The 24,596-nt window shown below is 56.9% G+C and carries 30 protein-coding genes, 1 tRNA gene and 4 pseudogenes; 13 read left to right on the forward strand and 22 right to left on the reverse strand.

What is annotated here, in order from left to right; translation table 11 throughout:
- Positions 1-95: 95 nt before the first annotated feature.
- The 7 genes from CLU84_RS11890 to CLU84_RS11920 are packed head-to-tail and all read right to left on the reverse strand — an operon-like array spanning position 96 to position 2,780.
- Positions 96-356 carry a hypothetical protein gene (locus tag CLU84_RS11890; protein ID WP_099737349.1) on the reverse strand — a complete coding sequence of 87 codons (261 nt, stop codon included), beginning with the start codon at positions 354-356 and terminating at the stop codon, positions 96-98.
- The gene (locus CLU84_RS11895; protein ID WP_099737350.1) at positions 350-661 is read right to left on the reverse strand and encodes a DUF4406 domain-containing protein; all 312 of its coding nucleotides are present in this window, start codon (positions 659-661) and stop codon (positions 350-352) included. The genes CLU84_RS11890 and CLU84_RS11895 overlap by 7 nt, the downstream gene beginning before the upstream one ends.
- Positions 652-909 carry a hypothetical protein gene (locus tag CLU84_RS11900; protein ID WP_099737351.1) on the reverse strand — a complete coding sequence of 86 codons (258 nt, stop codon included), beginning with the start codon at positions 907-909 and terminating at the stop codon, positions 652-654. Before CLU84_RS11900 ends, CLU84_RS11895 begins: the two co-directional genes overlap by 10 nt.
- Positions 906-1,259, reverse strand: coding sequence for a DUF1064 domain-containing protein (locus CLU84_RS11905; RefSeq protein WP_099737352.1), 354 nt, complete (start codon positions 1,257-1,259; stop codon positions 906-908). Before CLU84_RS11905 ends, CLU84_RS11900 begins: the two co-directional genes overlap by 4 nt.
- Positions 1,259-1,804 carry a hypothetical protein gene (locus tag CLU84_RS11910; RefSeq protein ID WP_099737353.1) on the reverse strand — a complete coding sequence of 182 codons (546 nt, stop codon included), beginning with the start codon at positions 1,802-1,804 and terminating at the stop codon, positions 1,259-1,261. Before CLU84_RS11910 ends, CLU84_RS11905 begins: the two co-directional genes overlap by 1 nt.
- Complete coding sequence (locus CLU84_RS11915; protein WP_099737354.1) at positions 1,801-2,643, reverse strand: hypothetical protein; 843 nt, start codon at positions 2,641-2,643, stop codon at positions 1,801-1,803. Before CLU84_RS11915 ends, CLU84_RS11910 begins: the two co-directional genes overlap by 4 nt.
- Positions 2,640-2,780, reverse strand: coding sequence for a hypothetical protein (locus CLU84_RS11920; protein ID WP_233210022.1), 141 nt, complete (start codon positions 2,778-2,780; stop codon positions 2,640-2,642). Before CLU84_RS11920 ends, CLU84_RS11915 begins: the two co-directional genes overlap by 4 nt.
- A 734-nt stretch (positions 2,781-3,514) precedes the next feature.
- Here CLU84_RS11920 and CLU84_RS11925 point away from each other — a divergent pair.
- The 4 genes from CLU84_RS11925 (at position 3,515) to CLU84_RS11935 (ending at position 7,132) form a co-directional block, all read left to right on the forward strand.
- Entirely contained in the window at positions 3,515-4,852 is a 1,338-nt protein-coding gene (locus tag CLU84_RS11925) for a glycosyltransferase (protein ID WP_099737355.1), read from the forward strand.
- Positions 4,853-5,324: 472 nt separating this feature from the next.
- Entirely contained in the window at positions 5,325-5,798 is a 474-nt protein-coding gene (locus CLU84_RS11930) for a cupin domain-containing protein (RefSeq protein WP_099737356.1), read from the forward strand.
- 748 nt (positions 5,799-6,546) lie between these two features.
- On the forward strand, positions 6,547-6,747 hold the full coding sequence (locus CLU84_RS22055) for a hypothetical protein (protein WP_158235202.1): 201 nt from the start codon (positions 6,547-6,549) through the stop codon (positions 6,745-6,747).
- A gap of 163 nt (positions 6,748-6,910) precedes the next feature.
- A complete protein-coding gene (locus tag CLU84_RS11935) occupies positions 6,911-7,132 on the forward strand; it encodes a hypothetical protein (protein WP_099737357.1) in 222 nt (73 codons plus the stop codon).
- A gap of 56 nt (positions 7,133-7,188) precedes the next feature.
- On the opposite strand, the gene CLU84_RS11940 is transcribed toward CLU84_RS11935, so the two are convergent.
- Positions 7,189-7,416 carry a hypothetical protein gene (locus CLU84_RS11940; protein ID WP_099737358.1) on the reverse strand — a complete coding sequence of 76 codons (228 nt, stop codon included), beginning with the start codon at positions 7,414-7,416 and terminating at the stop codon, positions 7,189-7,191.
- Positions 7,417-7,612: 196 nt separating this feature from the next.
- The gene (locus CLU84_RS21920) at positions 7,613-7,930 is read right to left on the reverse strand and encodes a hypothetical protein (protein WP_158235204.1); all 318 of its coding nucleotides are present in this window, start codon (positions 7,928-7,930) and stop codon (positions 7,613-7,615) included.
- Between the two features lie 212 nt (positions 7,931-8,142).
- On the opposite strand from CLU84_RS21920, the gene CLU84_RS11945 reads away from it, so the two are divergent.
- The 3 genes from CLU84_RS11945 to CLU84_RS11955 all read left to right on the forward strand — a co-directional run bounded on the left by CLU84_RS11945 (position 8,143) and on the right by CLU84_RS11955 (position 9,601).
- Positions 8,143-8,394, forward strand: coding sequence for a hypothetical protein (locus CLU84_RS11945; protein ID WP_099737359.1), 252 nt, complete (start codon positions 8,143-8,145; stop codon positions 8,392-8,394).
- 337 nt (positions 8,395-8,731) lie between these two features.
- Positions 8,732-9,085: a hypothetical protein gene (locus tag CLU84_RS11950; RefSeq protein ID WP_099737360.1), complete on the forward strand. Its 354-nt coding sequence runs from the start codon at positions 8,732-8,734 to the stop codon at positions 9,083-9,085.
- Between the two features lie 225 nt (positions 9,086-9,310).
- Positions 9,311-9,601: a hypothetical protein gene (locus CLU84_RS11955; protein ID WP_233210023.1), complete on the forward strand. Its 291-nt coding sequence runs from the start codon at positions 9,311-9,313 to the stop codon at positions 9,599-9,601.
- On the opposite strand, the gene CLU84_RS11960 is transcribed toward CLU84_RS11955, so the two are convergent.
- Positions 9,544-10,062 carry a hypothetical protein gene (locus CLU84_RS11960; protein WP_233210024.1) on the reverse strand — a complete coding sequence of 173 codons (519 nt, stop codon included), beginning with the start codon at positions 10,060-10,062 and terminating at the stop codon, positions 9,544-9,546. The genes CLU84_RS11955 and CLU84_RS11960 overlap by 58 nt on opposite strands.
- Before the next feature lie 146 nt (positions 10,063-10,208).
- On the opposite strand from CLU84_RS11960, the pseudogene CLU84_RS11965 reads away from it, so the two are divergent.
- Positions 10,209-11,329, forward strand: a pseudogene (locus CLU84_RS11965) (IS3 family transposase).
- Positions 11,330-11,478: 149 nt separating this feature from the next.
- On the opposite strand, the gene CLU84_RS21925 reads toward CLU84_RS11965, so the two are convergent.
- The 6 genes and pseudogenes from CLU84_RS21925 to CLU84_RS11990 all read right to left on the reverse strand — a co-directional run bounded on the left by CLU84_RS21925 (position 11,479) and on the right by CLU84_RS11990 (position 16,502).
- The gene (locus tag CLU84_RS21925; RefSeq protein ID WP_144445457.1) at positions 11,479-11,721 is read right to left on the reverse strand and encodes a hypothetical protein; all 243 of its coding nucleotides are present in this window, start codon (positions 11,719-11,721) and stop codon (positions 11,479-11,481) included.
- 482 nt (positions 11,722-12,203) lie between these two features.
- Complete coding sequence (locus CLU84_RS11970) at positions 12,204-13,646, reverse strand: IS1182 family transposase (RefSeq protein ID WP_099737361.1); 1,443 nt, start codon at positions 13,644-13,646, stop codon at positions 12,204-12,206.
- A gap of 437 nt (positions 13,647-14,083) precedes the next feature.
- Entirely contained in the window at positions 14,084-15,106 is a 1,023-nt protein-coding gene (locus tag CLU84_RS11975) for an IS110 family transposase (RefSeq protein WP_099737362.1), read from the reverse strand.
- 297 nt (positions 15,107-15,403) lie between these two features.
- Positions 15,404-15,480 (reverse strand) — tRNA-Met (locus tag CLU84_RS11980).
- A gap of 187 nt (positions 15,481-15,667) precedes the next feature.
- A complete protein-coding gene (locus CLU84_RS11985) occupies positions 15,668-15,850 on the reverse strand; it encodes a CsbD family protein (RefSeq protein WP_099737363.1) in 183 nt (60 codons plus the stop codon).
- Positions 15,851-16,166: 316 nt separating this feature from the next.
- Positions 16,167-16,502, reverse strand: a pseudogene (locus CLU84_RS11990) (PRC-barrel domain-containing protein).
- Between the two features lie 361 nt (positions 16,503-16,863).
- Here CLU84_RS11990 and CLU84_RS11995 point away from each other — a divergent pair.
- The 4 genes and pseudogenes from CLU84_RS11995 to CLU84_RS12020 form a co-directional block, all read left to right on the forward strand.
- Positions 16,864-17,082, forward strand: a complete 219-nt coding sequence (locus CLU84_RS11995) for a hypothetical protein (protein ID WP_099737364.1) — start codon at positions 16,864-16,866, stop codon at positions 17,080-17,082.
- A 383-nt stretch (positions 17,083-17,465) separates the two neighbouring features.
- A pseudogene (gene rdgC, locus CLU84_RS22425) lies at positions 17,466-17,612 on the forward strand (recombination-associated protein RdgC); the annotation flags it as partial.
- A gap of 139 nt (positions 17,613-17,751) precedes the next feature.
- On the forward strand, positions 17,752-18,204 hold the full coding sequence (locus CLU84_RS12010) for a GNAT family N-acetyltransferase (protein ID WP_099737366.1): 453 nt from the start codon (positions 17,752-17,754) through the stop codon (positions 18,202-18,204).
- A 210-nt stretch (positions 18,205-18,414) separates the two neighbouring features.
- Positions 18,415-18,932, forward strand: a pseudogene (locus CLU84_RS12020) (IS5 family transposase); the annotation flags it as partial.
- A gap of 147 nt (positions 18,933-19,079) precedes the next feature.
- Here the strand turns inward: CLU84_RS12020 and cobF are convergent.
- From cobF to cbiT, 4 genes are read right to left on the reverse strand one after another with little or no spacing between them, the layout of a single operon-like run.
- Positions 19,080-19,829: a precorrin-6A synthase (deacetylating) gene (gene cobF / locus CLU84_RS12025; RefSeq protein WP_099737367.1), complete on the reverse strand. Its 750-nt coding sequence runs from the start codon at positions 19,827-19,829 to the stop codon at positions 19,080-19,082.
- The gene (cobM, locus tag CLU84_RS12030; RefSeq protein WP_099737368.1) at positions 19,829-20,623 is read right to left on the reverse strand and encodes a precorrin-4 C(11)-methyltransferase; all 795 of its coding nucleotides are present in this window, start codon (positions 20,621-20,623) and stop codon (positions 19,829-19,831) included. The genes cobF and cobM overlap by 1 nt, the downstream gene beginning before the upstream one ends.
- The gene (locus tag CLU84_RS12035; RefSeq protein WP_158235205.1) at positions 20,620-21,138 is read right to left on the reverse strand and encodes a cobalamin biosynthesis protein; all 519 of its coding nucleotides are present in this window, start codon (positions 21,136-21,138) and stop codon (positions 20,620-20,622) included. Before CLU84_RS12035 ends, cobM begins: the two co-directional genes overlap by 4 nt.
- Positions 21,126-22,319, reverse strand: coding sequence for a precorrin-6Y C5,15-methyltransferase (decarboxylating) subunit CbiT (gene cbiT / locus CLU84_RS12040; protein WP_099737370.1), 1,194 nt, complete (start codon positions 22,317-22,319; stop codon positions 21,126-21,128). The genes CLU84_RS12035 and cbiT overlap by 13 nt, the downstream gene beginning before the upstream one ends.
- On the opposite strand from cbiT, the gene CLU84_RS12045 reads away from it, so the two are divergent.
- Entirely contained in the window at positions 22,318-23,058 is a 741-nt protein-coding gene (locus CLU84_RS12045) for a cobalt-precorrin-6A reductase (RefSeq protein WP_099737371.1), read from the forward strand. The two genes, cbiT and CLU84_RS12045, sit on opposite strands and share 2 nt — an antisense overlap.
- Before the next feature lie 3 nt (positions 23,059-23,061).
- Here CLU84_RS12045 and cobJ read toward each other — a convergent pair whose 3' ends face one another.
- Complete coding sequence (gene cobJ, locus CLU84_RS12050) at positions 23,062-23,844, reverse strand: precorrin-3B C(17)-methyltransferase (protein WP_099737372.1); 783 nt, start codon at positions 23,842-23,844, stop codon at positions 23,062-23,064.
- A 9-nt stretch (positions 23,845-23,853) separates the two neighbouring features.
- Entirely contained in the window at positions 23,854-24,594 is a 741-nt protein-coding gene (cobI, locus tag CLU84_RS12055) for a precorrin-2 C(20)-methyltransferase (RefSeq protein ID WP_099737373.1), read from the reverse strand.
- Positions 24,595-24,596 lie beyond the last annotated feature (2 nt).

Raw genomic sequence — 24,596 nt, forward strand, 5'->3', positions numbered from 1 at the left:
TCATCGTGGGGCGCTGACAGGCAAGGGCCTGAAGCGTTTTAGCTAGCCATCGGCCCTCTCCTACTAGCCAAGCCTTTTTTCCACGATCGACACTCTCAGCTTCCCAGCAGCCTCCGCACAGTCACATTCAGTGCGTCGAGTTCTCCCATCTTTTTGATTGCCCACATCCGGCGCTGACCATGCCAACCCATCAACGGGCCACGGTGACAGCTCTCGCACAAGGCCACGGCCGTGTATTGCTGGCGCTGCTCGATGTGGTGGGCCTCGCTGGGCCCAGGTTGATCGCAGACACTGCAGGGCAGCTCCTTGACCGCTGACAGGTGCGCGCGCTCTTTGTCGTTTAGTCGATTCAGCATCCAGCGCCCTCCTTGAAGTCCTGCACGTCCAGGCCTAAATCCAGCGCCAGCCCGTGCTCAATGCGGGCACCCCGCGAGCTGCGCCAGCCGGGCAGCATGTAGAGGCAGTCGCAAGCCGAGATCTGGCGAAGCGACATGCGCATGTAGCCCTGCCACGTGCCACAGGCCGGTGACGGGTTCTCGGCAGGGTTTTCAACTTGATGGCCCTGAGCACGCAGCACAGCGGCGGCGGCATGAAAGGCCGGGTAGTTGAAATCCGGCAGGCCGCTCATGGGCCCGGCGAGATAGATACGCTTCACCACCATGCGCGCCCCCTGTCCTCTACAGGCACCAGAAAGCCGTAGTCGTTAACCACGTAAACAGTGCGTGCGCCAACCTCCACCAGGTTCTCGCAACGGTCGCGCATCCAGATGGTCTGCAAATAGCGACCGTCCGGCAGTCGCTCCAAGTCGGGGAGCAAGGTTCTCATCGGTGCCAATGGGGTTTGCTGCTTGCGCTGGCCAGCCAGCGGCACGACCGCGCCAAAGAATGCAGGATTCAATGCCCGGGTCATTTGACGATCCTCACTTCCAGACCCAGCATGGCCTTCATCAAGTGGCGCTTGAGCTTGAACTCGGGGGTCAGCACGCCCTTCACGTCCTCGATGACCTCTACACCTTTCTCCACGTAGACGAAATCTGCGACGTAGCGAATGGCAGGCTTGGCACGGCTGGCGTCATGGAACTTGACCGACTTCACCAGCTCATAGGCCACTTGGCGGCGCAGGCCGCTGATCAGACCTGCAGCCTGCAAATGGCACAGATGAACCCAGCGGCGATGCTCGGCGCGGCTATCGAATTCGGTGCCGTCCGCGGCCACAGACTTTTTGTTGCCGTACTTGGGGACGGCTTGCTTTGCGAACATCAATGTGCACCCTCCTGCTGACGGCGTGTGTTCAGGCCCAAGGCCTCCTTGGCATCTTTCAGGGCGCGGTAGCTCACGGTCTTGTCCCCTGCATCCGAGCGGGTCATGATCTTGCGAGCCCAGTCTTTGCCATCACCGTGGGGCTTGATGGGCACCTCCATGCGCTGAAATGTGGGTGCGGGCAGCGCCAGCAGGCCAGCTTCTTCGGCGTAGGTCTTGCGGGGGGTGGCTGCTTTGCACAGAGCCTCGAACTGCGGCAGGCTGGGCGGAAACTCGGGGTGAAAGTCCGCAATGCGGTCGGCAGCAGCTTCGATCACGTCCGGCGCGTACTTGCGCAAGGAAGCGCCCCAGACCTTGAGCGCGGCCAGCATGCCAACGTCCTGGCCCTGCCCATCCAGAGCGCCAGAGCCAAACTTGCTCAGAAAGGCAGTGCCGTAAGAGCCCTGCATCAGCAGGAACAGCTTGGCAACAACGCTGCTCACAGCCTGAGACTCTTCGCGACGCGGTGATGCGGCCACGTGGGCCAGTTGTCCGATGGATTTCATTGCAGGCCTCCCAGGATGGCGGCCATCGCACCAGCGTGCTTGCCACCAGCTGCAGCGGTAGGCGCCATGGCTGGACGGCGGGTTGCCGGCATTTCGGTTGCACGGCGGATCCAGTTGCGCCAGGTCGCGCCCCAGTCGGCCTTGCGCCCGTCCTTGCCGGCCTTTCCGTGCCAGTGGTCAGCAAACATCGCGGCTTGGCGGCGAATCTCGTCCTCGGTCAAGGCCGGATGTTCGGCAATGGCCCACTCACCCCAGCTCTTGGGCAGCTTCCAGTCATCGGGCAAGCGTGTTCCAGTCGCGGTTTTACCGGTCGTCCTCGCTTGGCTTGGCGGAGCCGCAGGCGAAGTGTCACGGTCAGCACCACCTACAGCCTTTAAATTGTTAACTGTCTCTTCTTTATCTATATCTGTATCTGTACGCGTGACATCTGTACCCGTCACGCGTGACTCACCCGTGACTTGCTCGTGACCACCTTCTTCTCCCTCTGAGCCAGCGTCTTTTTTGCGCTGGCGCTGGCGGCGTTTACGATCAGCTGCTGTGGTGTCGACATCGCTGCGCATCTGCAACGTTGCCCACTTGGAGGGCTGCAAGGTGGCCTGTTCGATCAGCCCAACTTCGGCCAGGCGGCGGGCAACCTCTTCCAGGCTGCGAACATCCAGGCCCAGCTTCACAGCGACCTTGCGCATCAGCAAGGCAGGGGCATCACCCTTGTCCAGCAAGCCCTCGCCCTTCAGGCACAGCAAGGCCACAAAGTGCCAACGATCCTCAAAGGCCAGCAGCTTGAGCTTGTCGTCATCGACCATCCGCGCATAGGTGCGGAACCATGGGAGCTTGCTCATCGTTCAGACCTCGCGATTCCAGCAGGCTTGCCTGCGGCGTTAACGGCACGGGCAGCCTGGCGCAGCTTGCGTAGCACTTCCTCGGCCTCGGCAATCTCACGCTCGATCTGTGCCAGCTCGTTACTCAGACGGAGCACGTCCTTACATAGAGGTGAAGGTAGCCCAGTCCCCTCCCACAATCACATCAGCCTATATAGAAGCAATAGCCGGAGAAATCCGGCGCGCAGTGCAGCGTCTCCAGCCCCCAAAGTGGGTACACGGAGCAAGGTCGGCAGACCGAGGAAAACTGGGATTTCCGAAAGCAGAAAAGCCCTCTGCGCAAGCAGCGCTAGCCCCTAAGCGACATCAGGGGCCAAACCTGAGCTTTGCGTACATGGCTCAGGTTTGATACCTTCTGGCAATGGCTCCCCGATGAGTATTCCGGTTGAGCTGACCGCCTGTGCCTGCCATCATTGACCAGCCCGCTTGTTGTGACAGGCAGCAATCGGCCAGTAGTGGACAGTTGCCGTGCGCCTCCGAACGACTGCTTCGGGCTTTATGAGCGGTCTGTCGCATGATGGCAGACATGATGGGGCAGCGCGACAAACCGAGGGTATCCATCAGCGGCCCTTCGTGTCGGCCAACAATCGACCCACAAGAGACGGTCGTACTTCTTGGAGGCGGCCATTCCCGGCGAGTGGAATCGCCATCGGGAACGTGCAGGCAATACGCTCGACGCGCGATCGCAACGTCCACGGCTACTTCGGCATCAACCTCGATGTGTGTCGCATAACATGCAGGCAGCACTACCAGATTTTCTCTAGCGACTGCCCGCAGTGCGCCAGGATGCCTACGATGAAGACCGCAACGACTATGGGATTGGGATGGAACCATGACTGACCGCAGGAAGCCTCCGACATTCACCTTGCCGCATGGCGCCCTCAATCAGGCTCCCGACCCGCTCATCGTCGTCGCTACCAGCGGAACAGGTGGAGACATATTGCCCTTCATTACGCTTGGCCAGGGTCTCATGGAACGCGGACACCGCGTGTTGATGCTGGTGCCAAAATTTCATGAGTCCGTCGTTCTGGGGGCAGGATTGCCTTACCGAACCTTCGGAACCCATGGCGAATGGCAAGTACTGCTGAATGACCCAGACCTTTGGGATGAACGCAAGTGTTGGGGTGTGATCTGGCGTGGACTGGTGCCTCACCTTGGCGCCCTGCGTCAGTTCCTGCAGCAGTTTCCCGCCAATGACTCTTGCGTGGTGTTGAGCCACCCGATTTTGATTCCGATGGTAGCGTTGGCAAGGTCTGTTCGTCCAGACTTGCACATTGTTGCCTGCCACCTGGCTCCATCCAATCTGTGCAGCAGTCACGACATGCTGGCCGCTGGATCGTTGTGCATACCCGGTTGGATTCCGATCAGTTGGCGGCAGGCGCTGTGGAAACTGGTCCACAAGGGCTGGATTGATCCGGTCACCTTGCCCAGCCTCAATGCCGCGCGAGGTCAAATCGGGCTGCCTCCCGTACCGCATTTTTTTGAGCACATATTGACGGCGCCAAGTGCTTCGCTTGGATTGTTTCCAAACTGGTACGCGTCCGTTCAGCCAGATTGGCCGGAATCTTTCTCGGAAGGTGAGTTTGTTGGTACCGCTGCGCAGAGCAAGGCGGTGCTGTCGCCTGAGTTGGAGGAGTTTCTGTCCAGCGGCGCCTCACCGATTGTTTTCACCCCTGGTACTGGGCATCAGCACGCAGCGCGGTATTTCAATACCGCGCTGAAGACGTTGAAGCGGCTTGGTCGGCGGGGACTCTTTGTCACCCCCCATGCTGCGCAACTGCCCGATTCACTGCCATCCAGCGTCATGTGGCAAGCACATGTGCCTTTCGCTTCGCTGCTACCACGCGCAGCAGTGGTGGTGCACCACGGTGGTATTGGCACAACTGCTGACGCCTTTCGTGCAGGAACTCCTCAACTGATCGTGCCATTCGCCTACGATCAGTTCGACAACGGTCTTCGTGCCAAGCGACTGGGTGTCGCCAACGTACTACTGGCAAAGCGTTTGTCTGTCCGGCGAATGCAAACGCGACTGGCCCATTTGCTTGTCTGCCACGATGTAGCACAGGCATGTTGCACCATCGAGCAAAAAATGGATCAAAAACACGAATTTCCTCGGTTGTTGGATCGAGTTGAAGCCGCGCTCTTCGGGGCGGTGGCAAGCCGAAGCTGACCGACAGCAAGAACGAGTCGGCCACGAAGCAGTGATGCTTCCCCAGGATGTGGCTAGAAAAAATCGGCGCGTCCATTCCGACGCCGTGCCGCTGGGAGCCTGTCCCAGCACATGCTTGGCGTACGTTTTTTCGCTTGCTGATGCCGGCCACAGAACCTTCTGAGAATCGTTCCTCAATTCTTAGGCCTCGAACGGCAGGTCCGCAGCAAACTGGACACCGACGATCGAACGTCGGATCTTGGCCGACAGATGACACCCCGCACCCGTCGACTGCCTGTCCTGAACCGGACGCTCAAGGCGCAGCCCCGAAGGTCAGCTTTGCGGTGCTGCGCTCACAAGTAGCTAGGCCCGGATTCGGTCACTATCGGTCTTTCGCAGCTCTCGATTGAGTAGTCGCTTGTTCAAGAAATTGATTTTCCATGCCGAGATAATGAAAATTTCTATAGCCTGAATCATTTATGGAGTCACTTAAATGAATAAAACACTTGATTTCGTGTTGGCTGACATGGCCCCACTCAGAGTAAAGCCCTCCAACTATCCAGAAGAATTTGCGCGACGCATGGGTGGACGCGATAAGCGGCCAATTGGTGAGCTATTTGGGTTGACTCAGTTCGGAGTCAACTTGACAACATTGCACCCTGGTGCAGTCTCGGCACTTCACCACCAACACTCACTACAAGATGAGTTTATTTATGTGTTGTCTGGGGAGGTCGTGCTCCATATAGGTACTAAAGAGCACGTTTTGAAGTCCGGTATGTGTGCTGGCTTCAAGGCCAATGGGAAAGCGCATCATCTTCACAACTGCTCACAGACAGACGCAACAATTCTCGAAGTCGGTAGCCGAGTTGAAGCTGATCAAGTCAGCTACCCTGATGATGATTTGGACGCCGTAATGGATGCAAAAGGTCAGTGGTCCTTTGAGCACAAGAACGGTCAGACGTATTGAGTCCTGAACGACCCAAATGGGTCGTTGCTGGCCTACGCGAACGACCGCTGGCGGGAAACTTAGCCTTGTAGCGTTGACGCACAGAATCTGGCACCAGGGAACGACTGCTTGCGTCGGCAGCAGAGACATTGGGCGCCGAGGCCCGAACGACAACTACGGGTCGATTGCAGCCGCTGGTCAACTCAAGCATGAAAGTCAGCTGCGAGCGGTATGACGGTCAACGATGGCCAGCGTTCGCAGATTTATTGAATCGCCCTTGCCCGCCCATTGCGGGCTTTTCTTTCCTAGCCACCCTCTGCGGTGGCTTTTTTGCGCCCGGAGATTTTGAAATGTGAGCGTTTAGCCAGCATGCGGCATGCATGTGCCTTCCCCCGCAGGGCTTTAGCGGGGCCATCCGGCATGACCACTCTAGCGAGGTCGTTTGATCTTTGGAATTAGCCAGAGCAAGCGGCGATTCATGGACTTCGGCGCGGCCTCCGCGTCGTTGGCGAAAGTGGTCACACCAGATGGCGCAGCACCTATTCTTTAACCATAAGTGCGCATTGCTTGCCTGACCCTCATCAGGCAAACTGCTGCGTCATCGCCTTTTCTTGCCGGGCCTGGGAAATCTCCTCCCTCCCTCACTATTACTTCCCCAGGTATGCCCCGAAAGGGCACCGGCTCTTTATTCAAGCCCGCAGCAACCGCTAGCGGGCTTTTTCTTTGCCCATCGGAGATTGCATGCACCTCACCACCGACCACCAGCCCATTGACGACGACCTCGTGCGGCGCCTACGCGAAAAAGGAGGCCTGTGAAATGGCCGCACATCCGCACCATGCCCGTCGCGCCAGCCCTGCAACAAAGCTGCTGACCGCCCTGCATTGGGCGCTTGTCGCGGTCGGCATCTTCGGCCTCACCGGCGCGGCAGCGCTGCTGATGGCCTCGACTCCAAGCGCTTGGCTCCTCTGAAAATCAATCAACTTTTATAGCTACTCGCGCTTTATTCATAAGCGTTAGAAACAAATTTATGCACTTTCAAGACGCTTATGAATTGGTGAAGGTCTTCGGGCCGCGCGCAACCGCAAGCACCCTTAGCAGAACAACCGGCATTTCTGCTCGCACCCTAACCCGCTTGGCGACAGAGAGCGGCATCACCCTGCGCACATCCATAGAGCCCATCGCAGGGATTGAGCACCTGCCAGGCCTGCCCAACTTCACCGAAAGCCGAGCATGGCGCGGTGGGACGGTCCACCGCATTGATTTATCCAAGGCCGGAGACAGCCCCGGCTATCGCTCCCTGCTCATTCACCAATCTGGCGTGCAAGGCCATGAAGATGAGGACAACGATGACTAAAGCCCTTTACGCAATCGCTCTGGCAATCCTCTCTGTGACGCTGCTCCTGCTGTGGGTCACTTCCCCGGCGCAGGCCAATGAGGAACCGAGCAAGCCCCCAGTGCCCGCCGGCGCAATCCGCATGAGCGATCTTGTTGTTGGATCTTCTCGTTTCTTAGATCCTGATCCGCATTCTTTTCTATCTGGTTGAGATCCGGGTCGATCCCTTCCTCGTTAACTGCCGGTTGCATCGCACATCCAGCCAACATCAAAGCAACCGCAGCCAGTGCAATTAGCTCTTTCATAGCAGCTCTTTCAACAAGTGCTGCTGACAGCCTATTCCTGTCAAAAAATATCTGTGTAAGGCGATGTTCCCCTTACAGGTAATCGTCGACTCAACAACACGCCCGCCTCTGCGGGCTTTTTCTATTTCTGGAGCTCAGATGTTCAAGAGCATGATCACGTTTGCCGCGAGAGCTACTCAGCGCCAGCGGCCACGTATCAACTCAGCGTTGATATCAAAGCAGCAGCCATAACAGCTCCTGCACGGCCTAAAACAAGTACTCCAACAATGTGAGTCCACGAGGTGGCTCGTCGTGCTCTAAGCCATAAATAGCAATCTTTTTGCTTTTCAATGTTGTACACAAACAAGCCAGTATCTAGTCTCTTCTCAATAACTGACAGCCCGTGCTTTACCTCCCATTGCTCTAGCATTCTGCGTGTTCGATCATCGAGTGCCATACCTAATCCGTTGTGAAGTGAACCGAGCGAATCAGCAAATGTAACAATATGTTTTTTATTGCAGTGAAATTCCCCCATCAACTACCTGTCCTTAATGATCGGGATTTTTCATTGGAGACTTCCGGCAGCATTGCTTTCGTGGACCACAACACTGAACCCACAACTGCACTCTTTGCACACTTAAAGGCAGCTTTTGTGGAATCCTAAAAAAGGGGAGTGTCAACTTCACGACAGTTGCGCTCAACATAATCTCTGAAGCTTGATTCAAATCACGACATAAGAGAGATCTAATGGAGTTCCTAGGCAATCAAAGTGCTCAATTGAGAGCGATGAAGGTACAACTTTTGGCGCAAGACGCGCTTATTGTTGCAATGATCGAAACGCTGGATGACAAGCAGTTAAGCACTTTGCAAGCCAACTTCCATCAGCGCGCTGAATCAGTGAAGGCCGACGTCTTGAACTCAATGGCAACTGATGCGCTATATGAGCACCTGCTGGACCAACTTGAAAAGTATTCACAAGCAGTAAGAGCGCGCAACTAACCTTTTGCGCTACTTATATCTGCCCGCCACTGAGCGGGCTTTTTGCTTTCTGGAGCCCTATGAATCACACACAACCGCCAAAGCGCTGTGGCAGTTGCGGCGCGCTGGTACCGCCAGATTTCAAAGAAGGCCAGGGACAAGCGCTGCCCTGCGGCCACTGACCACCCCCCAGCCCACTGCCGTGGGCTTTTTGCTTTCTGGAGATCCATATGACAAGCACCACGATTGCTACAGCCGCACGCCTGCTGCGCGACAACGCCGAAGAATTGAAGCAGGCCCACACCCTAGTGAATGGTCGACATGCGAAGGCGAGGTCAAAGCCGTCTATGACGAACACATGGCCGTAGCCACTGCACTTGACGCCATCCCCCGCCAGCGTCTCCACCAGATCCAGGAGCCGCCCACAAAGACAGAGGCGCTTGCGCACTACAGTCAACAGGCGATTCTCGCCATGGGTGAAGCTGGGGCATCGGCCGTGGCAGTGCCAGATGAAGCACAAATCAAAGCGCTGATGCGGAAGCATCGGATTTGGATTGAGCACTCCACACTGTTCGAGGATGACGAGCCACCGCGCGAACTTCGCGCAGTCCAGGCCGAGCAGCATCAGTTTGAAGCCTTAGTTCAGGACTTGATCGCGCTTGCCACTACCGCCCAGGCAACCCAGCAGACACAAGGAGGCGAGCATGTCTAAGCGAATGGCAGGAAAGCGCTGGTTTGAAGCATTGGGACGTAGCCATGCCAAGTACGCACGCCTTTCACGCATCACCCAACACGAGCAACGCGATTGGCCTCAATGGGCGCGCGTCGCATACGCACGCGGTGTTCTATTTCAAACATGGCGCCGCGCGTGAAGACGATCAAAAACAGCACAACCCCGAGCCCCGCCACTGAGCGGGGTTCTTTTTTGGAGCTACGCATGAACCCAGCGGTTCTTGATGCCTGCTGCGGCGGTCGAATGATGTGGTTCGACAAAGCAGACCCACGCGCCGTGTTTGTAGACCAGCGCCGCGAAACCATCACCGTCACCGACAACTCACGCGACAATGCGTCTGGCCAGCGCGTGCTGCGCATCGATCCCGACTGCCTGATGGACTTCCGCGCGCTGACCTTCCCGGATGGAGCCTTCAAGCTGGTGGCGTTTGATCCGCCTCACGCCTCACCCGGGCTCAGTTGTCTCAGCGTCTTGGAATCCACCGCAACTCCTTGAATGCCGTCATCGCTGGCGTGATCGGCCATAGGCCACACATGGCAGCCCTCAATGCCTGGGCGGCTGCAGCAAAGCGGGAAGCCCGTGCGGTCATCGGTCTCCATGCCAAAACCCTTGCCAAGGTTCAAGTGCGCGTGCTGGCTATAGCCCTCCACACCGCACCACAGGCATGGCAGTTCTGCCACCAGCCGCCGGTAAGGTTCGCTCTCGACAACCTTCTCTTTAAGCACCGTAATACCCGTGGTGCCGGGGCGCGGGGCCATCGAAACATTGGCCGTCAGCATCCCGACCGTTGCGCGAGCGCTGTCGAGCTGGCGCTGGGCGCGCTCATGCAGTCGCACATCACCGCTTGCAGCTTGGCTTGGCTCACAGTGGTGGCCCTCGCCCTGCTCGTCATGGCGCCCGGTGCCGCGAGACTTGAAGCCCTTTCCGGGGTTCATGGGGGTACGGCGCATCAGCATGTAGCCTCCGCAAAGTCCACCGCCTCCAAGTCAAAATCCAGCGCCAGCCCATGTTCAATTCGGGCACCACGCGAGCTGCGCCAGCCGGGCAAGCGAGATCTTTCCGTAAAAATGGCCCTGGGACAGGGCCGAATTTGGAAAGATCTATGAGCATCAAATCAAGACGTAAACACAGCGCTACCTTCAAAGCCAAGGTCGCACTCGAGGCGGTGCGCGGTGAGCGCACCGTGGCTGAGTGAAGTCCACCCCAGCCAGATTGCAGATTGGAAGCGGCTACTGCAGGAGCTGGCTGCCGATGTCTTCGGTGCAGCGCTGGCTCCCGCAGCACCTGCGGTGGATCTCAAAAAGCTGCATGCCAAAATTGGACAGCTGACCTTGGAGAAGGATTTTTTGCACGGTGCGCTGAGCAAGGCGGGATTGCTCAGCGACAAGCGATGATTGACCGTCGCCATGGCCTGCCAATCAGTCGCCAGGCACAGCTCATGCGCATCAGCCGAGGCTCTGTCTATTACCGCCGCAAGCCACCATGTGATGGCCAAGTGCAGTTGATGCACAGCTTGGATGCTTTGCATGTGGCCCATCCCTTTGCAGGCTCCCGCATGCTCAAAGGGCTGCTGCAGCGTCAGGGGCATTGAGTGGGCCGCAGGCATATACGGACGCTGATGAAACGCATGTGCATGACACCGCTGTATTGCAAGCCCCGCACCAGTGCGCGTCATCCGCAGCACAAGGTCTATCCCTATCTGCTGCGCAACAAGACGGTCACGCATGTCAATTAAGTCTGGGCCATGGACATCACCTATGTGCGCATGCATAAAGGCTGGCTCTACCTGTGCGCCGTGATCGATTGGTACAGCCGCAAGGTGCTTGCCTGGCGGCTGTCCAACACCATGGATGTGGAGTTTTGCGTGCAGCAAGTGCAAGAGGCCATTCCCGCTGGGGAACACTTGCCATCTTCAACACGGATCAAGGTAGCCAATTCACCAGTGATGCCTTCACCGCACAGCTCGGGCGCCATGGCATACGCATCTCCATGGATGGCAAGGGGGCTTGGCGTGACAACGTCTTTGTGGAGCGCCTGTGGCGTTCCATCAAGTACGAAGAAGTCTACCTTAAAGCCTATGACAGCGTGCGTGCCGCACGCTGTGGAATTGCGAAATACGTGCAGTTCTACAATTCAAACCGCCCTCATCAGGCGCACAACCAAGCCACCCCTGATGAAGCGTACTTTGCAGCATTGCCGTTTGCACCAATGCAAGCTGCATAGCCCCGAGGGTCTCGCTTAGGCACTGGGTTGAGTTGTTCAAACCACTGGGACCACTTCTCGTTGGGCGTGTTCGGTGTCGGCGGAAGCAAAAAAGCCTTCGAAGCGGACCTAGGCGGTATGTGCTGGCCAATAGCCGGTAAAAAGCAAACTTACTTGCGAGGAATGAGATCGAATACTCTTCCACCGCCATTGCGGATCATCACCAAGCCTTCAATAGTTCCCAAAACGGTGCTACCACCACTGGACAGTGATCTGAGTTCGTTGCCAGTGATGTCACCATCGTAAAAAGGCGGGCTCTTCACAGCATTGAAAAAGCGCCCGTTGTGGAAGTGGCCTACTTCTATTGCTGGATGCTGACGATCAACAACATCGTAAATAATGCTTACTTGCATACCCCCTCCTTTTTTGACAAGACCGAGCGTAGAAGCGGACGCCAAGAAGAATATTTCATGATTGTCAAAAATCTTGAATGAAAAACATCAGACGCATAGCCAAAAACTAAAAATCACAGACGAACCTTGCGGGCTTTTCTTTGGGCGTACGAATCCATATCAAGCTACGCGCACCGATACGGGCTCAGTGCGAATCGTGCCAAGCGCCGCCCAGAGTGATGCGCCCCTTGTGCAAGGTGCCTGATCATCGGGCGTGCTCAGTGGGGGAGGAAACAAAAAAGCCGCCGCAGCGAACCAAAGCGGCAATTGACAGCTTTCGGCTGAGGCTGTGTGGAAACGCATTTTTGCCGAGTCAGCTCTCGGTACGCCACTACACCACAGCCGGTCTTTGAATGGCATCCCTATTTTGGGAACGTGGCTGCACCAAGCCGCTTGGGAGCCAATCTGTGCCGCTTTGCAGCTAAAAAATGAGCCACAAAGGCTTACGCCGGCACAGATCTCACCGCTTGCATCATGTTTTTCGCACCCAAGATGCGCATCACACTTTTGAAGTTGTAGGCCAGCACATGCAGGCTCATTTCAGTACCCACATGGGCCAATGTTTTGGTCAAGAAGTGGGTAGAGCCCATCCAGTGCTTGAGCGTTCCAAACACGTGTTCCACCGTGCGCCTGCGCACTGTCATGGCATCTGTTCTCGTATTTAGCCGCTCCTGCATGCGCTCCAGAACATCTTCATGCTCCCAGCGGCGAATGCGTCTGTATTGGCTCGTGGTGCATTCGTTCTTTCGAGGACAGCCAATGCAGGCACTGCTCCAATACACCCCCACATTCATGCCACTGCGCTCTACCGTGTTGAAGCGGTGAATCGCAATCTCGCCAGCAGGGCAGCGGTATTCATCTGTTTCAGATAAATAGACAAAGTCAGACTTATCGAAGCGGCCATCCGCCTTGGCATTCGATGTCAGCGACTTGGGCACAAACGCCTCAATGCCAGCATCCTCACAGGCTTTGATCTCAGAGCCACTGAAGTATCCGCGGTCTGCCAGTGCCTGCAGGTTTTTTACAGCCATTTCCTGCTTGGCAGCTTGTGCCATCTTGCTCAACTGCGCACGGTCATTGCCAATGTTGGTCACTTCGTGGGCCACGATCAGATGGTTTTGCGTATCAACAGCAGCTTGCACGTTGTACCCCACAACCCCTTGACCTTTGGAGATCATGACGCGTGAATCAGGGTCCACCGTGGATATTTGTCCATCAGGCTGCTGCTTGAGTTGCTCTTGTACTTGCTCCAGTTTTTGCATCTGCAAGCGCAATAGCTCAATCTTTTCTTTCAGGCCCTTGGTTTTAACATCGACCTCTGCAGGTTGTGTGCGGTCTGCAGTTTCTAGCGCATCCAGGTAACGCTGAATGCTTTGCTCAATCTGACGTTTACGACCTTCAATCTTGCCGTTGCTGAAGTTGTTGTCGCCGTTATTAACCGCTTTGAATTTACTTCCATCAATCGCAACGATCGCCTGGCTAAAGAGCTTGAGCTCTCTGCAAAGACCAATGAAGTGGCTGCAGACCTTGCGAATGCCAACCCCGTTGTGATGGCGGAAGTCCGCAATCGTTTTGAAGTCTGGTGCCAAGCGCCCTGTCAGCCACATCAACTCCACATTGCGCTGAGCCTCCCGCTCCAGCCTACGGCTGGACTGGATGCGGTTGAGGTACCCGTAGATATAAAGTTTGAGAAGAACTGCAGGGTGGTATGCCGGACGACCTGTGCTTGCAGGCGCAACCCTGTTGAATCCGAGAGCCCGCAAGTCCAGCTCATCAACGAAGGCATCTACGACTCGCACGGGATTGTCTTCACCAATGAAGTCATCCAGGCACTCTGGCAGCAGCGTGACCTGATCTCGACATTCACCTTCGATGAAGCGCTTCATATGGCATCGACCCCAATACAGATGCCAAGATTTTAAATTTGAGCAATCGTCAAGGCAGTGTTTTCACACAGCCTTATATGGACACCGCCCCGAACGCAAGGTCTTCATTTCATGTGACGCCATAACAATCGGCTGCAGTCTTATATCCGGCCTTGTTATGCAGTCCGAGGGCTGCGGGCCCTTATATGGACACCGCCCCGAACGCAAGGTCTTCATTTCATGTGACGCCATAACAATCGGCTGCAGTCTTATATCCGGCCTTGTTATGCAGTCCGAGGGCTGCGGGCCCTGATGGAATTCGCCAAGAACATCCTCATCTCGGTCACGCGCTTTGAGGCGCACGGCTGTGTTCAGGTTTGTGTTCTTGCGGTCCGACCTGTCTTGCCATCACATTGAATCGACCTTCGCAACCAACCGATGCTTTGTGCATCTACTCCCTACGCGGGCTTCACGCTCACAAAATCCCGTTGATATGCTTGCCCTCGCGCCAGAATCGCCCAAGCGGTACGAGCAATCTTGGCCGCGATGGCAACGGCGACGACATTGGCTGGTCTCCGCGCTTGTATCTCCTGTTGCCATGACGTCGGCTCCTTGGAGTGATACATCACCGATCTCGCCCCATGAATTAGCAAGGTGCGTAAGTACGGATCTCCGCGCTTGGAGATTGAGCCCATTCGCACTTTGCCTCCTGTGCCGTTTTGCCTCGGCACCAGACCCAGGAACGCTGCAAACTCCCGTCCTGACTTGAACGTCTTCGCGTCGCCTATCGTTGCCACCAGCGCAGTTGCGGTCAGCTTTCCGATGCCGGGCACATCCGCAATCGCGCGACAGGCCTGGTCTTGCTTTTGCCAGACGGCTATTCGCGCTTCGATCTGATCAATATCTTGTTGCAACCTATCGATGCGGGCGAGTTGCTCATGTAAACAGATAATCAGCGTACCGGGCAACGTGCTTTCAAGCTCTTGCATACGGGTTTGAATCTCTTTCAATCCAGCGACACGCCCCGCTCTGAATGTGGCTCCAAACTCGTAGAGCAATCCGCGCAGTTGATTCACTTGCATGGTTCTGACCTTCAGCAGCAACGTACGCACGCGATGAAGGCTCAGAGCTGCTTGTTGTTCTTCAGACTTCACTGCCACTGTGCGCATGCCCGGCTGCTGCACCGCAGTCCAGATCGCGTGCGCATCTGCTGCGTCGGTCTTGTTGGTTTGCACAAAAGGTCGAATGAATTTAGCGTGAAGCAATACAGCTTCATGACCTAGCGTCCTGATCTTGCGTGCCCACCAATGGCTGCTCCCACAAGCCTCCAGAGCTACGCGCCCCGGCATCCGGTTGACCAAGAATTTAATAAGCTCTTCTCGGGTAAATCGACGGTTCATGATCTCGCCGGTGTCAGGTTCAACCCAATACAACTGACACATGTGCTTGGCGATATCCAGCCCATAAATAATCGTATTCATGTCAGACCCCAGTCGAAAGATCAGATGGAAACGCTACTGTGACACGTGGCCCGAAATGTGGTGCTGCACTGCTGTTTGAACTGGCGACAGCAAGAAAAAGCGGGCGGTGTCCATGCCATCTCGGCTGACAGCAGACAAAGGGAAAAGCCCCAGCGATTGAGGCCAGGGCTTTGGAATTCGCGCCAGGGATTAAGACATCTTTCAGTGCTACGACCTGACCCAGCGATGCGTATCTTGCCTCTGCAATATGACAGCTAGATGGCAAAAAGCCCCGACCGATTCCGATCAGGGCTTTATTGGTTGCGAGGGCCGGATTTGAACCAACGACCTTCGGGTTATGAGCCCGACGAGCTACCAGACTGCTCCACCTCGCGATATTTCGCGTCGGGGGCAGGCCACCATTCCTAGGTGCCAGCTTCTTCCCCGACCAGTGAATTGTAGCATACATGAACAAATTCACAGTATGTACAAAAATCCAGTAATCAACCAATTCGCTCAAAGCGAAATTAGCAAAGCCCGCTGGCGACCCTGACGGGCCTTGCTGAATACGCATGGTGCGAATTACTTTTCCGACGCGTCGTGAATCGCTTCTTTCAAGTCCCCGACTTTCTTCTGAGCAGTACCTTCGACCTGCTTGGCAATACCTTTGGCTTCCTGCTCAGGGCTATCAATCAGTTCACCGAAATTCTCCTGCACCTTGCCGGCTGCATCCTTGAGAGTACCTTTAACTTGATCAGTGTTCATCTTGAGCTCCTTGTGTGAGAAGCCGCGAAATGCGGCGACCCATGAAAGATAAGCCATGTGCCCAAGCAAGGCCGTCAGTGTAGACGGCCGCTCTTTGTGGTGCGCTCTCTTACACATTAGCAATTCCCAACATCTAAGGGCAATAGACGGCTGGGCACAACAGAGCTCACAGATTCAGCAATCTCTCTCGGCATACGAAAAAGCCCTGACCGTTTCCGATCAAGGCCTTATTGGTTGGAGGGCTGTATTTCAACCCATGCCCTACTGCTGATGAGCCCGACTATTTCTCAGAATACTCTGGTTATGGAAAGACTATTTATTGCTTAGCGTATTCAAACTTTGGTAGCGCCTTTAAAGCATCCTTCGTTGCACCATAAAGTGTGATCTTCTTCGCATTGACCTTGAACTGACTGACTGGGATTGCTACTTCATACCTTCCCATTCCCAAAAAGCCACCAACACCAACGATTGCATAGGAAATAGCGTTGTCTGGCGCAACGATCACATCATCAATCTTGCCCACTGCTTGGTTCTCGTCATTATAGACAGGCTTGCCCAAAACCGACTTCTTCAAGCTTCAGCCTGTGGCGACCGCTTGAACTTCACTCACTGTGACCCCTAAGACTGCAGTACCCGCGACTGGCTGTGCCATGGCAGATGTCAACCCTACGGTGGATATCAACACACCCGAAAAACTAACGGCCACAATTGCTTTAATGGACAGCTAGACTCCTAAGTTACTCCTAAAGGAACCCCAATCTAAGCCCATCAGGCAATCCTCCTTGTAAGACACTTTGAAGCCAACTTGTAGGCGATTCATTCGTTTCAGGTAAGTTGAGGTCTGATGCTTTGCCGTCGCCGCGGGGCTTGATGGGCACCTCCATGCGCTGAAATGTGGGTGAAGGCAGCGCAAGCCGCCTCTTCGGCATAGGTCTTGCACGGTGTCGCAGCGGGGCACAGAGTCCTCATTCACCAGTCTGGCGTGCAAGGCCAGAACGAAGAGAGCGAAAACGATGACTAAAGCCTTTTACGCAATCGCTCTGGCGGTCCTCTCTGTCACGCAGCTCCTTCTGTGGGTCACCTCCCCGACGCAGGCTGAAGAGGAACCCAGCGATTCACCCTCGCTCGCTGGCACTGTCCGCCTAGCTGCCCGCGATGCCTTTGCCTGCCCCGGCACGCATGCCGAGTGGCTGGATAGCAAGACGGTCCAGTGCCTCAAAGAAAAGCCCTGACGCCTTGCTGCTCACCTACCTGTTCTGAACGCCATAAAAAGCACCGTCACCGTTAGTCCAGCGACGCCCATTGTCGTCAACCATCCAGCCATATCGGTCCCCACCCATGTTCATTGAGCCCATGGACTGACTGGAAGACTGGCTCGAACCCTGATCCGGCATCGACCCAGAACTACGCCCCGGCATCATCGAACAACCCGCCAGCATGCTGGCAACTGCCGCAATTAAAAGTAGCGCTTTCATAGCAACTCCTTCAGAAAGTGGAGTCCTGCAGGCTACTCCTGCTGAACCCCCCGCCTGTAAGTGCTTGTTGCTTATCCCCTTGCCTACACAATTCGTATAACTGCCCGCACTCAAGCGGACTTTGTTTTTCTGGAGCTCCAATGTTCAAGAGCATGATCATTTACCGCATTGCCGAGAGCTGGTAAAACGATCTGCTGGTGCTGGCTGATGCACTGCAAAAGACAGTCTTTGCCGAGTGCGGCGCCACACGAGAGCACTCCGTGGGCTGGGTGTCCCAGGAAGCAGACACCCCGATACGCGAGCTTAGCCGGAGAAGTCAGCTGTAAGCGAGGTCCAGGAACTGCTGCTGCCGGCCACAAGTAGACGTTGTCTAGGTAGATTTAGGCGTATGCGAGACTCTTCTTGTTTTGTGAGTTCTACCAATCAATGAATTTTGTCATTCGCCAAGCGAGAGCATCCGATGCAGAAGCGGCAAGCCGCCTTGTCACCGGTTTGGCTCATTACTTCCTCTCCGATCCGAATTCTGCGGGGGTCCGTCCTTTCATGGCGAGGCTCACACCATCCTCTTACGCTGAGCGGCTCAGTTCCACGCAATTCAATCACTACATTGCAGAGGACTCAGTGGGTCTTTGTGGTGTTATTGCACTTCGCGATGAGTCGCATCTGTACCATCTCTTTGTTAGAGCAGATGCCCAAGGACAGGGCGTCTCTCGCGCACTTTGGCACTATGCCAAGGCACAGTCGAAACATTCGACGTTCACTGTCAACTCATCCCTTTTTGCAGTTCCGGTATACGAACATCTTGGCTTCGTTGCCAAGACTTCTCCGCAGAAGTCCAATGGTTTGGTATTCGTGCCGATGGTCTACTCCCGTGACTAATCGATGAGGCTTACGTCGAAGCGAACTGTCATGTGCATCCTGAGCGTGTGATGTCCCGCACCGTTGAGCGCCAAGTGAATGAGCTGCATATCCGAGCAGCCATATTGAATCGATTCACAGAGCTGGGCCGTCCTCAGACGGCAGCCGTGGCATAGCCACGGCTGGGGCTTGGGGTGTCTCGCACCAAAATGTATTTGTGCAACAACGCCGGGTGAAGGCGAGTGGAAGTGCAAAAACACGGCCCTGAGCGCCGACGTCAGTGGCGCAAGCTGCATATCGGCATTGACGCTCAAACGTTGCAGATACGTGCGATTTGCGTGGCCAGCAATGGTTGCCCAGATGTTGGAGCATGTCCCTGGTAGCGAAGCTGTACTCAGCCTTACCGGTGATGGAGCCTGTGACACCTAGCCGATTTATGAAGCAGCCCTCCAAAGAGGTTCCGTTCCCATCGTTCTCCCGAGAAAGAACGCACGAATACGCAAAGGCATCGCCTTTGCGTATCGGAATGCGGCTATCGCCGCATGCAGACACTTGGGCCGAAGGATATGGAAAGTGTGGAGTGGTTACCACCAACGCAGCTTGGTAGAGACCAAGATGAACTGCATCAAAGACTGAGCGAGCGGGTGACATCCAGAACCTTTGAGCGGCAAGTCAATGAACTGCACATCCGCGTACTCGTCCTCAATCGGTTCACTGAACTAGGACGTCCGCAGACGATAGTCGTGGCTAGCTGCGTCTGGGGTCAGGGCATAACTCAGCCTCAGACGGATTTATGCAACAACGCCCCACCATGCAACAAGCAGCACATCGCTTTAGGAACTTGGAGCTTCTTCACACTTGGAAATCCTGCGAAAGCACATGGTGAGGGGGACACCCTAGCTCCTGCGCAGCAGATAAATATCCATGATCCAGCTGTGCAACTGGCGGGCCTGCTGGCGCTTGGCGCTGATGCTGTCCTTAATCTCTGCCAGTCGCCCCTGCATCAATATTTGCTGCGGCATGCCCAAATAGGCACCCCAGAAAATATCGATATCAGGCTCTGTTAACTGCTCGTAAGAAGACTGTCCATCAAGCATTACTACCAGCGTATTAATGCCCTGCGGCCAGCCAGATTCGCGCAGTTGCCGCCCCGTTGTCACCAGGAATGGAGCGCCGATTTCATTGAGCGCAATGCCATGCGCGCTACACAGTACCTGCATGGAGGTAATGCCCGGCACCACGTGTACCTGGGCCTTGTTCAAGCCCAGTCGCGAGGCAATGCGCAAGGTGCTGTCGTAGAGAGCAGGATCGCCCCACACCAGCAGCGCAACGCGGCCCGAGCCGACAGGTAGATGCGCCTGCAGGCATTCATTCCAGCGCTGGGCAATAGCGTCATGCCATTCATCGACCTGCTGGTCGTAGTCATCGCCCTGCTGACGGCGCACAGGCATATCGAAATGCGCGATGCGCTGCTCCTGTACGCCCAGGCTCTGCAAAAGCGTCAGGCGCACCTGCGCCAGCTCGGCCTTGCTGTCTTCCTTGTGCGGCAGCAGCACCAGATCCGCCTGCCCGATGGCCTTTTCGGCCTGCCGCGTGATGTGATCGGGGTTGCCAGTCCCGATGCCAATGAGAAACAGCTCCAGCATCAGTTAGCCTCGGTTCCAGAGGGAAATCTGGGCTCGTCGCCACGCGGGCGGTAGCGGCGGTCATAGTCATCGGCATAGAGGCGACTCAGGCCAAAACCCTCCTGACTCAGCGTACGTCCCACCAGAATCAAGGCGCTGCGCTGCAATGCATTGGCCTGAGCCGCTGCAGCAATCTCCCCCACCGAGGTGCGTACCACCCGCTCATCGGGCCAAGAGGCACGCCAGACAATTGCCGCAGGGCAATCGGCCCCGTAGTGGACCAGTAACTCCTGCTGCACCTGTTGCGCCACATGGACCGACAGGTGAATGGCCAGCACCGCCCCTGTCGCGGCAAAAGCGGCCAGAGTTTCACCATCGGGCATGCTGGAAGCTCGCCCAGATGTGCGCGTCAGCACCACCGACTGGCAGGATCCGGGCAAGGTCAGCTCCGCCTCCAGCGCTGCAGCTGCTGCGCTGAACGAGGGCACACCCGGCGTCACCGAATACGGAATCTTTAGCTCGCGCAGGCTGCGCAATTGCTCGCCCATGGCTGACCAGATGCTGAGATCGCCCGAATGCAGGCGAGCCACATCCAGACCTTGTGCATGGGCTGCGGCCATCTCGGCCACGATGTCTTGCAGCGACATCGGCGCGGTGTTGATCAAGCGCACGCCTACTGGGCAATGCGCGAGCAGCTCGGCGGGCACCAGAGAGCCTGCGTACAAACACACGGGGCAGGAAGCCAGTAAATCGCGCCCTCGCACCGTGATCAGGTCCGCAGCGCCGGGGCCTGCGCCAATAAAGTGAACTGTCAAGAAATAACTCCTGTTTCAAAGGAAGGGGAAGCCGGCGCAAAGCCCGTCACACAGGCAATCGCCAGCGTGGCCTGTCGATCTGAGGACACAACGCGCGGCAAAACAAACTGAATGTTTGGCGGCACAGGCAAGGCATCTGCTACATATTCAGGTGCACATAGCCCTTGCTGCATAAACGTTTCAACCCCAATTAAGCTCAAAGCCTCAGAGACGCTACCGCAGCCAAAACGCTGCTGCACGCGTGCAGACGCGGTCGGCGTGGTGACCAGTTGAATATCGGTTTCCTTGCACCGCAGCAACTCGGCGTCAGGCGTTTGCTCAGCCGCCCAGGCCGCAAACTCGGCCCAGGCCGGAGTCTGCGCTCTGGTCTCCAGCAAGGCATGAGCCCATGGCCCAGGCCTAAGCTCTGCCGCAGAAAGCGTCTGCAACGCCTGCGACCAGCAACTGGCAAAAGACTGCTGCACCGCACTGGATTGGAAGCCCCAGCCAGCGACCAATCCCATCATGTCTGCCATACCCACTGCACCACGGGTCTGGCAGCTTGCCAGGACTGCATGCGCCCTAGCGGCACGGCTTCGCTCCATTGCAGCTGCAGCAGTTGCCCGCCGTGCTGGCGATGCAGTTCCATGAGCAGCGCCTGCGTTTCCAGTGCCACGGCATTCACGACCAGTCGCCATGGAGCATGCAAACGCTTGCGCAAGGCGTTGAACAAATTCAGATCGAAACCGCCACCAACAAAGACCGCCTGTGGCTGCGGATCAAGCTTATCCAGCAGACTCAAGGAATCGCCATGAACCACCTGCAGCGGCACCGCATAGCGCTCGGCATTTTGCTCAATGCCCGCCACCCGCGCCGCATGCTGCTCCACGCAAACTGCCCGACCACCGGCCAGACACCACTCCACCGAGACCGAGCCGGAACCCGCGCCCAGATCCCACAGACATTCACCCCGGCGCGGTGCCAGCGCTGCCAGAGTCATGGCGCGCACGGGGCTCTTGGTGATCTGGCCGTCATGCACAAACTGGTCGGTGCTGCGGCCCGCCACCTGGACAAAACCATGGCCACCGCGTGCTTCGAAGGCCGCAGCAACCGGGGCCGAAACAGGATCGTCGCCCAGTTGCTGAGCGAGCTGACTGGCAAGGCCTTGACGAATCTGCTGCACCTCGCTGCCCGCATGAGAAACAAGCCACATGGGGCTATCACCCCAGCCTTGCTCTACCAGCCAGAGCGCCAGTTGCCGAGCCGCCGGGCCGTCTCGCAGCAAGCAGATAAAACGCTGGCCCTCTGCCAGCAAGGTAGTCAATGTATCCAGAGGCCGCGCGTGCAGTCCCAGACAATGGGTATGTTCTTGTGACCAGCCCAGATCTCCGGCAATCCAGGAAAACGTCGAAGGCTGCGGATAATTGCGCCACTCGCCCACTTCAAGATGCTTGGACAGCGATGCGCCCGCGCCGAAATGAAAGGGATCGCCTGAAACAAGGACAGACACTTTTTCCTGGTGACGCAACTGCAGTACGGGCTCCACATCAAAGGGCACGGGCCAGCGACGGCCCCGCAATCCGACCTGCCCCAGTGCCAGATGACGTGGACTGCCGAACACCACGCTGGCATCATCAAGCGCCTGCCGGGCGGCTGCACTCAAAGCATCGCGCCCGGATGGATGTATACCGATTATCGAAAGCCACGGATTGGCCATGACCCAAGTTCTCCTGTTAGGCGGCACGTTTGATGCCTATCTCTTGTCCACCCGCCTGCATGAAGCCGGTATCCAAGCCATTTATTCGTATGCCGGTGCCACGCAGACTCGCCGTCAACCCGCCCTGCCCAGCCGGGTGGGCGGGTTTGGCGGCGTCGAAGGCTTGATGACCTATCTTCGGGAGCAGCAAATCAGCCATGTGATTGATGCCACCCATCCGTTTGCCGCGCAGATGAGTCGTAATGCCATTTCCGCCTGCGAGGCGCTGGGTGTTCCGCTGCTGTCCATGGAGCGCCCGGCCTGGCAAGCCCAAACCGGTGATCAATGGACGCATGTGCCCGATATGGCCGCCGCCGCTGCAGCGCTGCCCCCCGGGCACAAAAATGTTTTCCTGGCCATTGGTCGCAAGCAGTTGTCGGCCTTTGAGGGCAAGGCCGCACTGCATCACTTTTTGCTGCGCGTCATTGACCCGGTGGATGTGGCTCTGCCTGCATCCAGCTGCACGTTGTTGATTGCGCGTGGCCCGTTTCAGCTGGAAGACGAACTGGCTCTGCTGCGGCAGCACGCCATAGCCTGCGTGGTCAGCAAAAATGCGGGCGGCACAGACACCTATGCCAAGCTCGAAGCAGCAAGGCAGCTGCAGATTCCCGTCATCATGGTCGAGCGCCCCCGCTTGCCGGCGCGCGAGAAATGCGAGACTCCGCAGCAAGCCATGGAATGGTTGAAGCGTTGGCACTGAGCGTCAGCGGCTGTCCGCCACTCCATAGCTGCGCGGCGTATAAACATAACGGCCCACCTGCCGCGTCTGGCTGTTGCCCACAATGACCACGGTGCGCATATCGGCCATCTCGGCCCGCACATCCTGCAGCGGCAGCACGCGCAGCGTTTCATCGGCATGACTGACATTGCGCGCAAAGCAGACCAGGCGCTGGGGCTCGCATTCATCTCTTAGAACCCGCAGTGCCCTCTCAAAGCCCTCGGGCCGAGATTTCGAGCAGGGGTTATAGAAGGCCATGGCAAAGTCGGCTTGCGCTGCCAGCCTGATGCGGCGCTCGATCACCGCCTCAGGCTTGAGGTTGTCTGACAGGTTGATGGTGCAAAAATCATGGCCCAGCGGGGCACCCAGTCTTGCAGCCGCTGCCAGCATGGCTGTGATGCCAGGTTGCACATCAATATCTACGGCCACCCAGCGTTCCAGCTCTTCGGGTCCTGCATCATCCAGCACCTCGAACACCGCGCTGGCCATGGCAAAGACACCCGGGTCGCCCGATGAAAGCATCAGCACTTTCCGGCCTTCTGCTGCCAGATTCAAGGCGCTGCGTGCACGCCCAAGCTCTTCACGGTTGTCACTGCCATGCAGGGTCAGATGGCCGAGACCCGACAGACGCTCTACATAGGGAAAATAGCCAAACGCATCTGTAGCGCCAGCAATAGCAGTGCGCACGCTATCCGTCAGCAGCGTATCGGCTCCGGGCCCCAGGCCTACGACGCAAAGGCTACCGCGTTGTGTTGCAAGGTTTTCCATAGACGGCCCTTACATGTCATTGGCCGGGCGTCGCCCCTGCCCATGAACAATCACGATGGCAAAGTACGGGCAACGCTCGGGCGCATCGCGCAAGGGCATGACTTGCTGATCCGCCATGGTGCCGTTGATCACCAGCCAGCCCTGGTCAAGCTTGCCCAGCTCGGTCAGCAGTCCGCGAATACGGCCCAGGTGCCGCCCCACTTTCATGATGACCAAGGCGTCAGATCGCTCCATGTGCTGACGAAGCTGCGCGTCGGGCAAGGTAGCAGGCAGCACGCTCATGACGTCGTCGCCCCAGGTGACAGGAATCCCCGTCGCATGCCAGCACCCCACCATGCCAGGAATGCCCGGCAGAACCTCGACAGGCACCACGCCGGCCTGACGCAGACGCACATACAAATGCATGAAGGAGCCGTAGAAAAACGGGTCGCCTTCGCAGAGCACCACCACATCTTCGCTGCGCGTGAGTTCCGTCAGCCTGGATTGCCAGCCTAGATAGAAATCCGAGAGCTGCGCGATGTAGCGCGGATCGTCGTGCGGAATTTCGGTGGTCACCGGGTACTCCATCGGGTACTCGGTCACCTCGGCATGCAGCATGCCATTGACCAGTTGCCGCGCCTTGCCAGGGTGACCACGCTTGCGAAAGAAGGCCACATGCCGCGCATTGCGCAGCAGCCGGTCGGCCTTGACGCTCATGAGTTCCGGATCACCGGGGCCCAGTCCCACGCAGATGATTTTTCCGCTATTCATGG

Source organism: Comamonas sp. 26, from assembly GCF_002754475.1.
In the GTDB taxonomy this organism is placed as follows: Bacteria; Pseudomonadota; Gammaproteobacteria; order Burkholderiales; family Burkholderiaceae_C; genus Comamonas.

What these genes read in the sequence shown, in the direction of transcription:
- CLU84_RS11950 (WP_099737360.1), top strand. Translation starts at nt 8,732, where the DNA reads ATGGCCGTAGCCACTGCACTTGACGCCATCCCCCGCCAGCGTCTCCAC.
- CLU84_RS11900 (WP_099737351.1), bottom strand. Translation starts at nt 909, where the DNA reads ATGACCCGGGCATTGAATCCTGCATTCTTTGGCGCGGTCGTGCCGCTG.
- CLU84_RS11985 (WP_099737363.1), bottom strand. Translation starts at nt 15,850, where the DNA reads ATGAACACTGATCAAGTTAAAGGTACTCTCAAGGATGCAGCCGGCAAG.
- CLU84_RS11915 (WP_099737354.1), bottom strand. Translation starts at nt 2,643, where the DNA reads ATGAGCAAGCTCCCATGGTTCCGCACCTATGCGCGGATGGTCGATGAC.
- CLU84_RS12035 (WP_158235205.1), bottom strand. Translation starts at nt 21,138, where the DNA reads ATGGCAGACATGATGGGATTGGTCGCTGGCTGGGGCTTCCAATCCAGT.
- CLU84_RS12045 (WP_099737371.1), top strand. Translation starts at nt 22,318, where the DNA reads ATGACCCAAGTTCTCCTGTTAGGCGGCACGTTTGATGCCTATCTCTTG.
- CLU84_RS11975 (WP_099737362.1), bottom strand. Translation starts at nt 15,106, where the DNA reads ATGAATACGATTATTTATGGGCTGGATATCGCCAAGCACATGTGTCAG.
- CLU84_RS21925 (WP_144445457.1), bottom strand. Translation starts at nt 11,721, where the DNA reads ATGCAAGTAAGCATTATTTACGATGTTGTTGATCGTCAGCATCCAGCA.
- cobJ (WP_099737372.1), bottom strand. Translation starts at nt 23,844, where the DNA reads ATGGAAAACCTTGCAACACAACGCGGTAGCCTTTGCGTCGTAGGCCTG.
- CLU84_RS11890 (WP_099737349.1), bottom strand. Translation starts at nt 356, where the DNA reads ATGCTGAATCGACTAAACGACAAAGAGCGCGCGCACCTGTCAGCGGTC.
- CLU84_RS21920 (WP_158235204.1), bottom strand. Translation starts at nt 7,930, where the DNA reads ATGGGGGAATTTCACTGCAATAAAAAACATATTGTTACATTTGCTGAT.
- CLU84_RS11970 (WP_099737361.1), bottom strand. Translation starts at nt 13,646, where the DNA reads ATGAAGCGCTTCATCGAAGGTGAATGTCGAGATCAGGTCACGCTGCTG.
- CLU84_RS11895 (WP_099737350.1), bottom strand. Translation starts at nt 661, where the DNA reads ATGGTGGTGAAGCGTATCTATCTCGCCGGGCCCATGAGCGGCCTGCCG.
- CLU84_RS11995 (WP_099737364.1), top strand. Translation starts at nt 16,864, where the DNA reads ATGACTAAAGCCTTTTACGCAATCGCTCTGGCGGTCCTCTCTGTCACG.
- CLU84_RS11940 (WP_099737358.1), bottom strand. Translation starts at nt 7,416, where the DNA reads ATGAAAGAGCTAATTGCACTGGCTGCGGTTGCTTTGATGTTGGCTGGA.
- CLU84_RS11930 (WP_099737356.1), top strand. Translation starts at nt 5,325, where the DNA reads ATGAATAAAACACTTGATTTCGTGTTGGCTGACATGGCCCCACTCAGA.
- cbiT (WP_099737370.1), bottom strand. Translation starts at nt 22,319, where the DNA reads ATGGCCAATCCGTGGCTTTCGATAATCGGTATACATCCATCCGGGCGC.
- CLU84_RS11960 (WP_233210024.1), bottom strand. Translation starts at nt 10,062, where the DNA reads ATGCTGATGCGCCGTACCCCCATGAACCCCGGAAAGGGCTTCAAGTCT.
- CLU84_RS11905 (WP_099737352.1), bottom strand. Translation starts at nt 1,259, where the DNA reads ATGTTCGCAAAGCAAGCCGTCCCCAAGTACGGCAACAAAAAGTCTGTG.
- CLU84_RS11925 (WP_099737355.1), top strand. Translation starts at nt 3,515, where the DNA reads ATGACTGACCGCAGGAAGCCTCCGACATTCACCTTGCCGCATGGCGCC.
- cobI (WP_099737373.1), bottom strand. Translation starts at nt 24,594, where the DNA reads ATGAATAGCGGAAAAATCATCTGCGTGGGACTGGGCCCCGGTGATCCG.
- CLU84_RS11955 (WP_233210023.1), top strand. Translation starts at nt 9,311, where the DNA reads ATGAACCCAGCGGTTCTTGATGCCTGCTGCGGCGGTCGAATGATGTGG.
- CLU84_RS11910 (WP_099737353.1), bottom strand. Translation starts at nt 1,804, where the DNA reads ATGAAATCCATCGGACAACTGGCCCACGTGGCCGCATCACCGCGTCGC.
- cobF (WP_099737367.1), bottom strand. Translation starts at nt 19,829, where the DNA reads ATGCTGGAGCTGTTTCTCATTGGCATCGGGACTGGCAACCCCGATCAC.
- CLU84_RS12010 (WP_099737366.1), top strand. Translation starts at nt 17,752, where the DNA reads ATGAATTTTGTCATTCGCCAAGCGAGAGCATCCGATGCAGAAGCGGCA.
- CLU84_RS11945 (WP_099737359.1), top strand. Translation starts at nt 8,143, where the DNA reads ATGGAGTTCCTAGGCAATCAAAGTGCTCAATTGAGAGCGATGAAGGTA.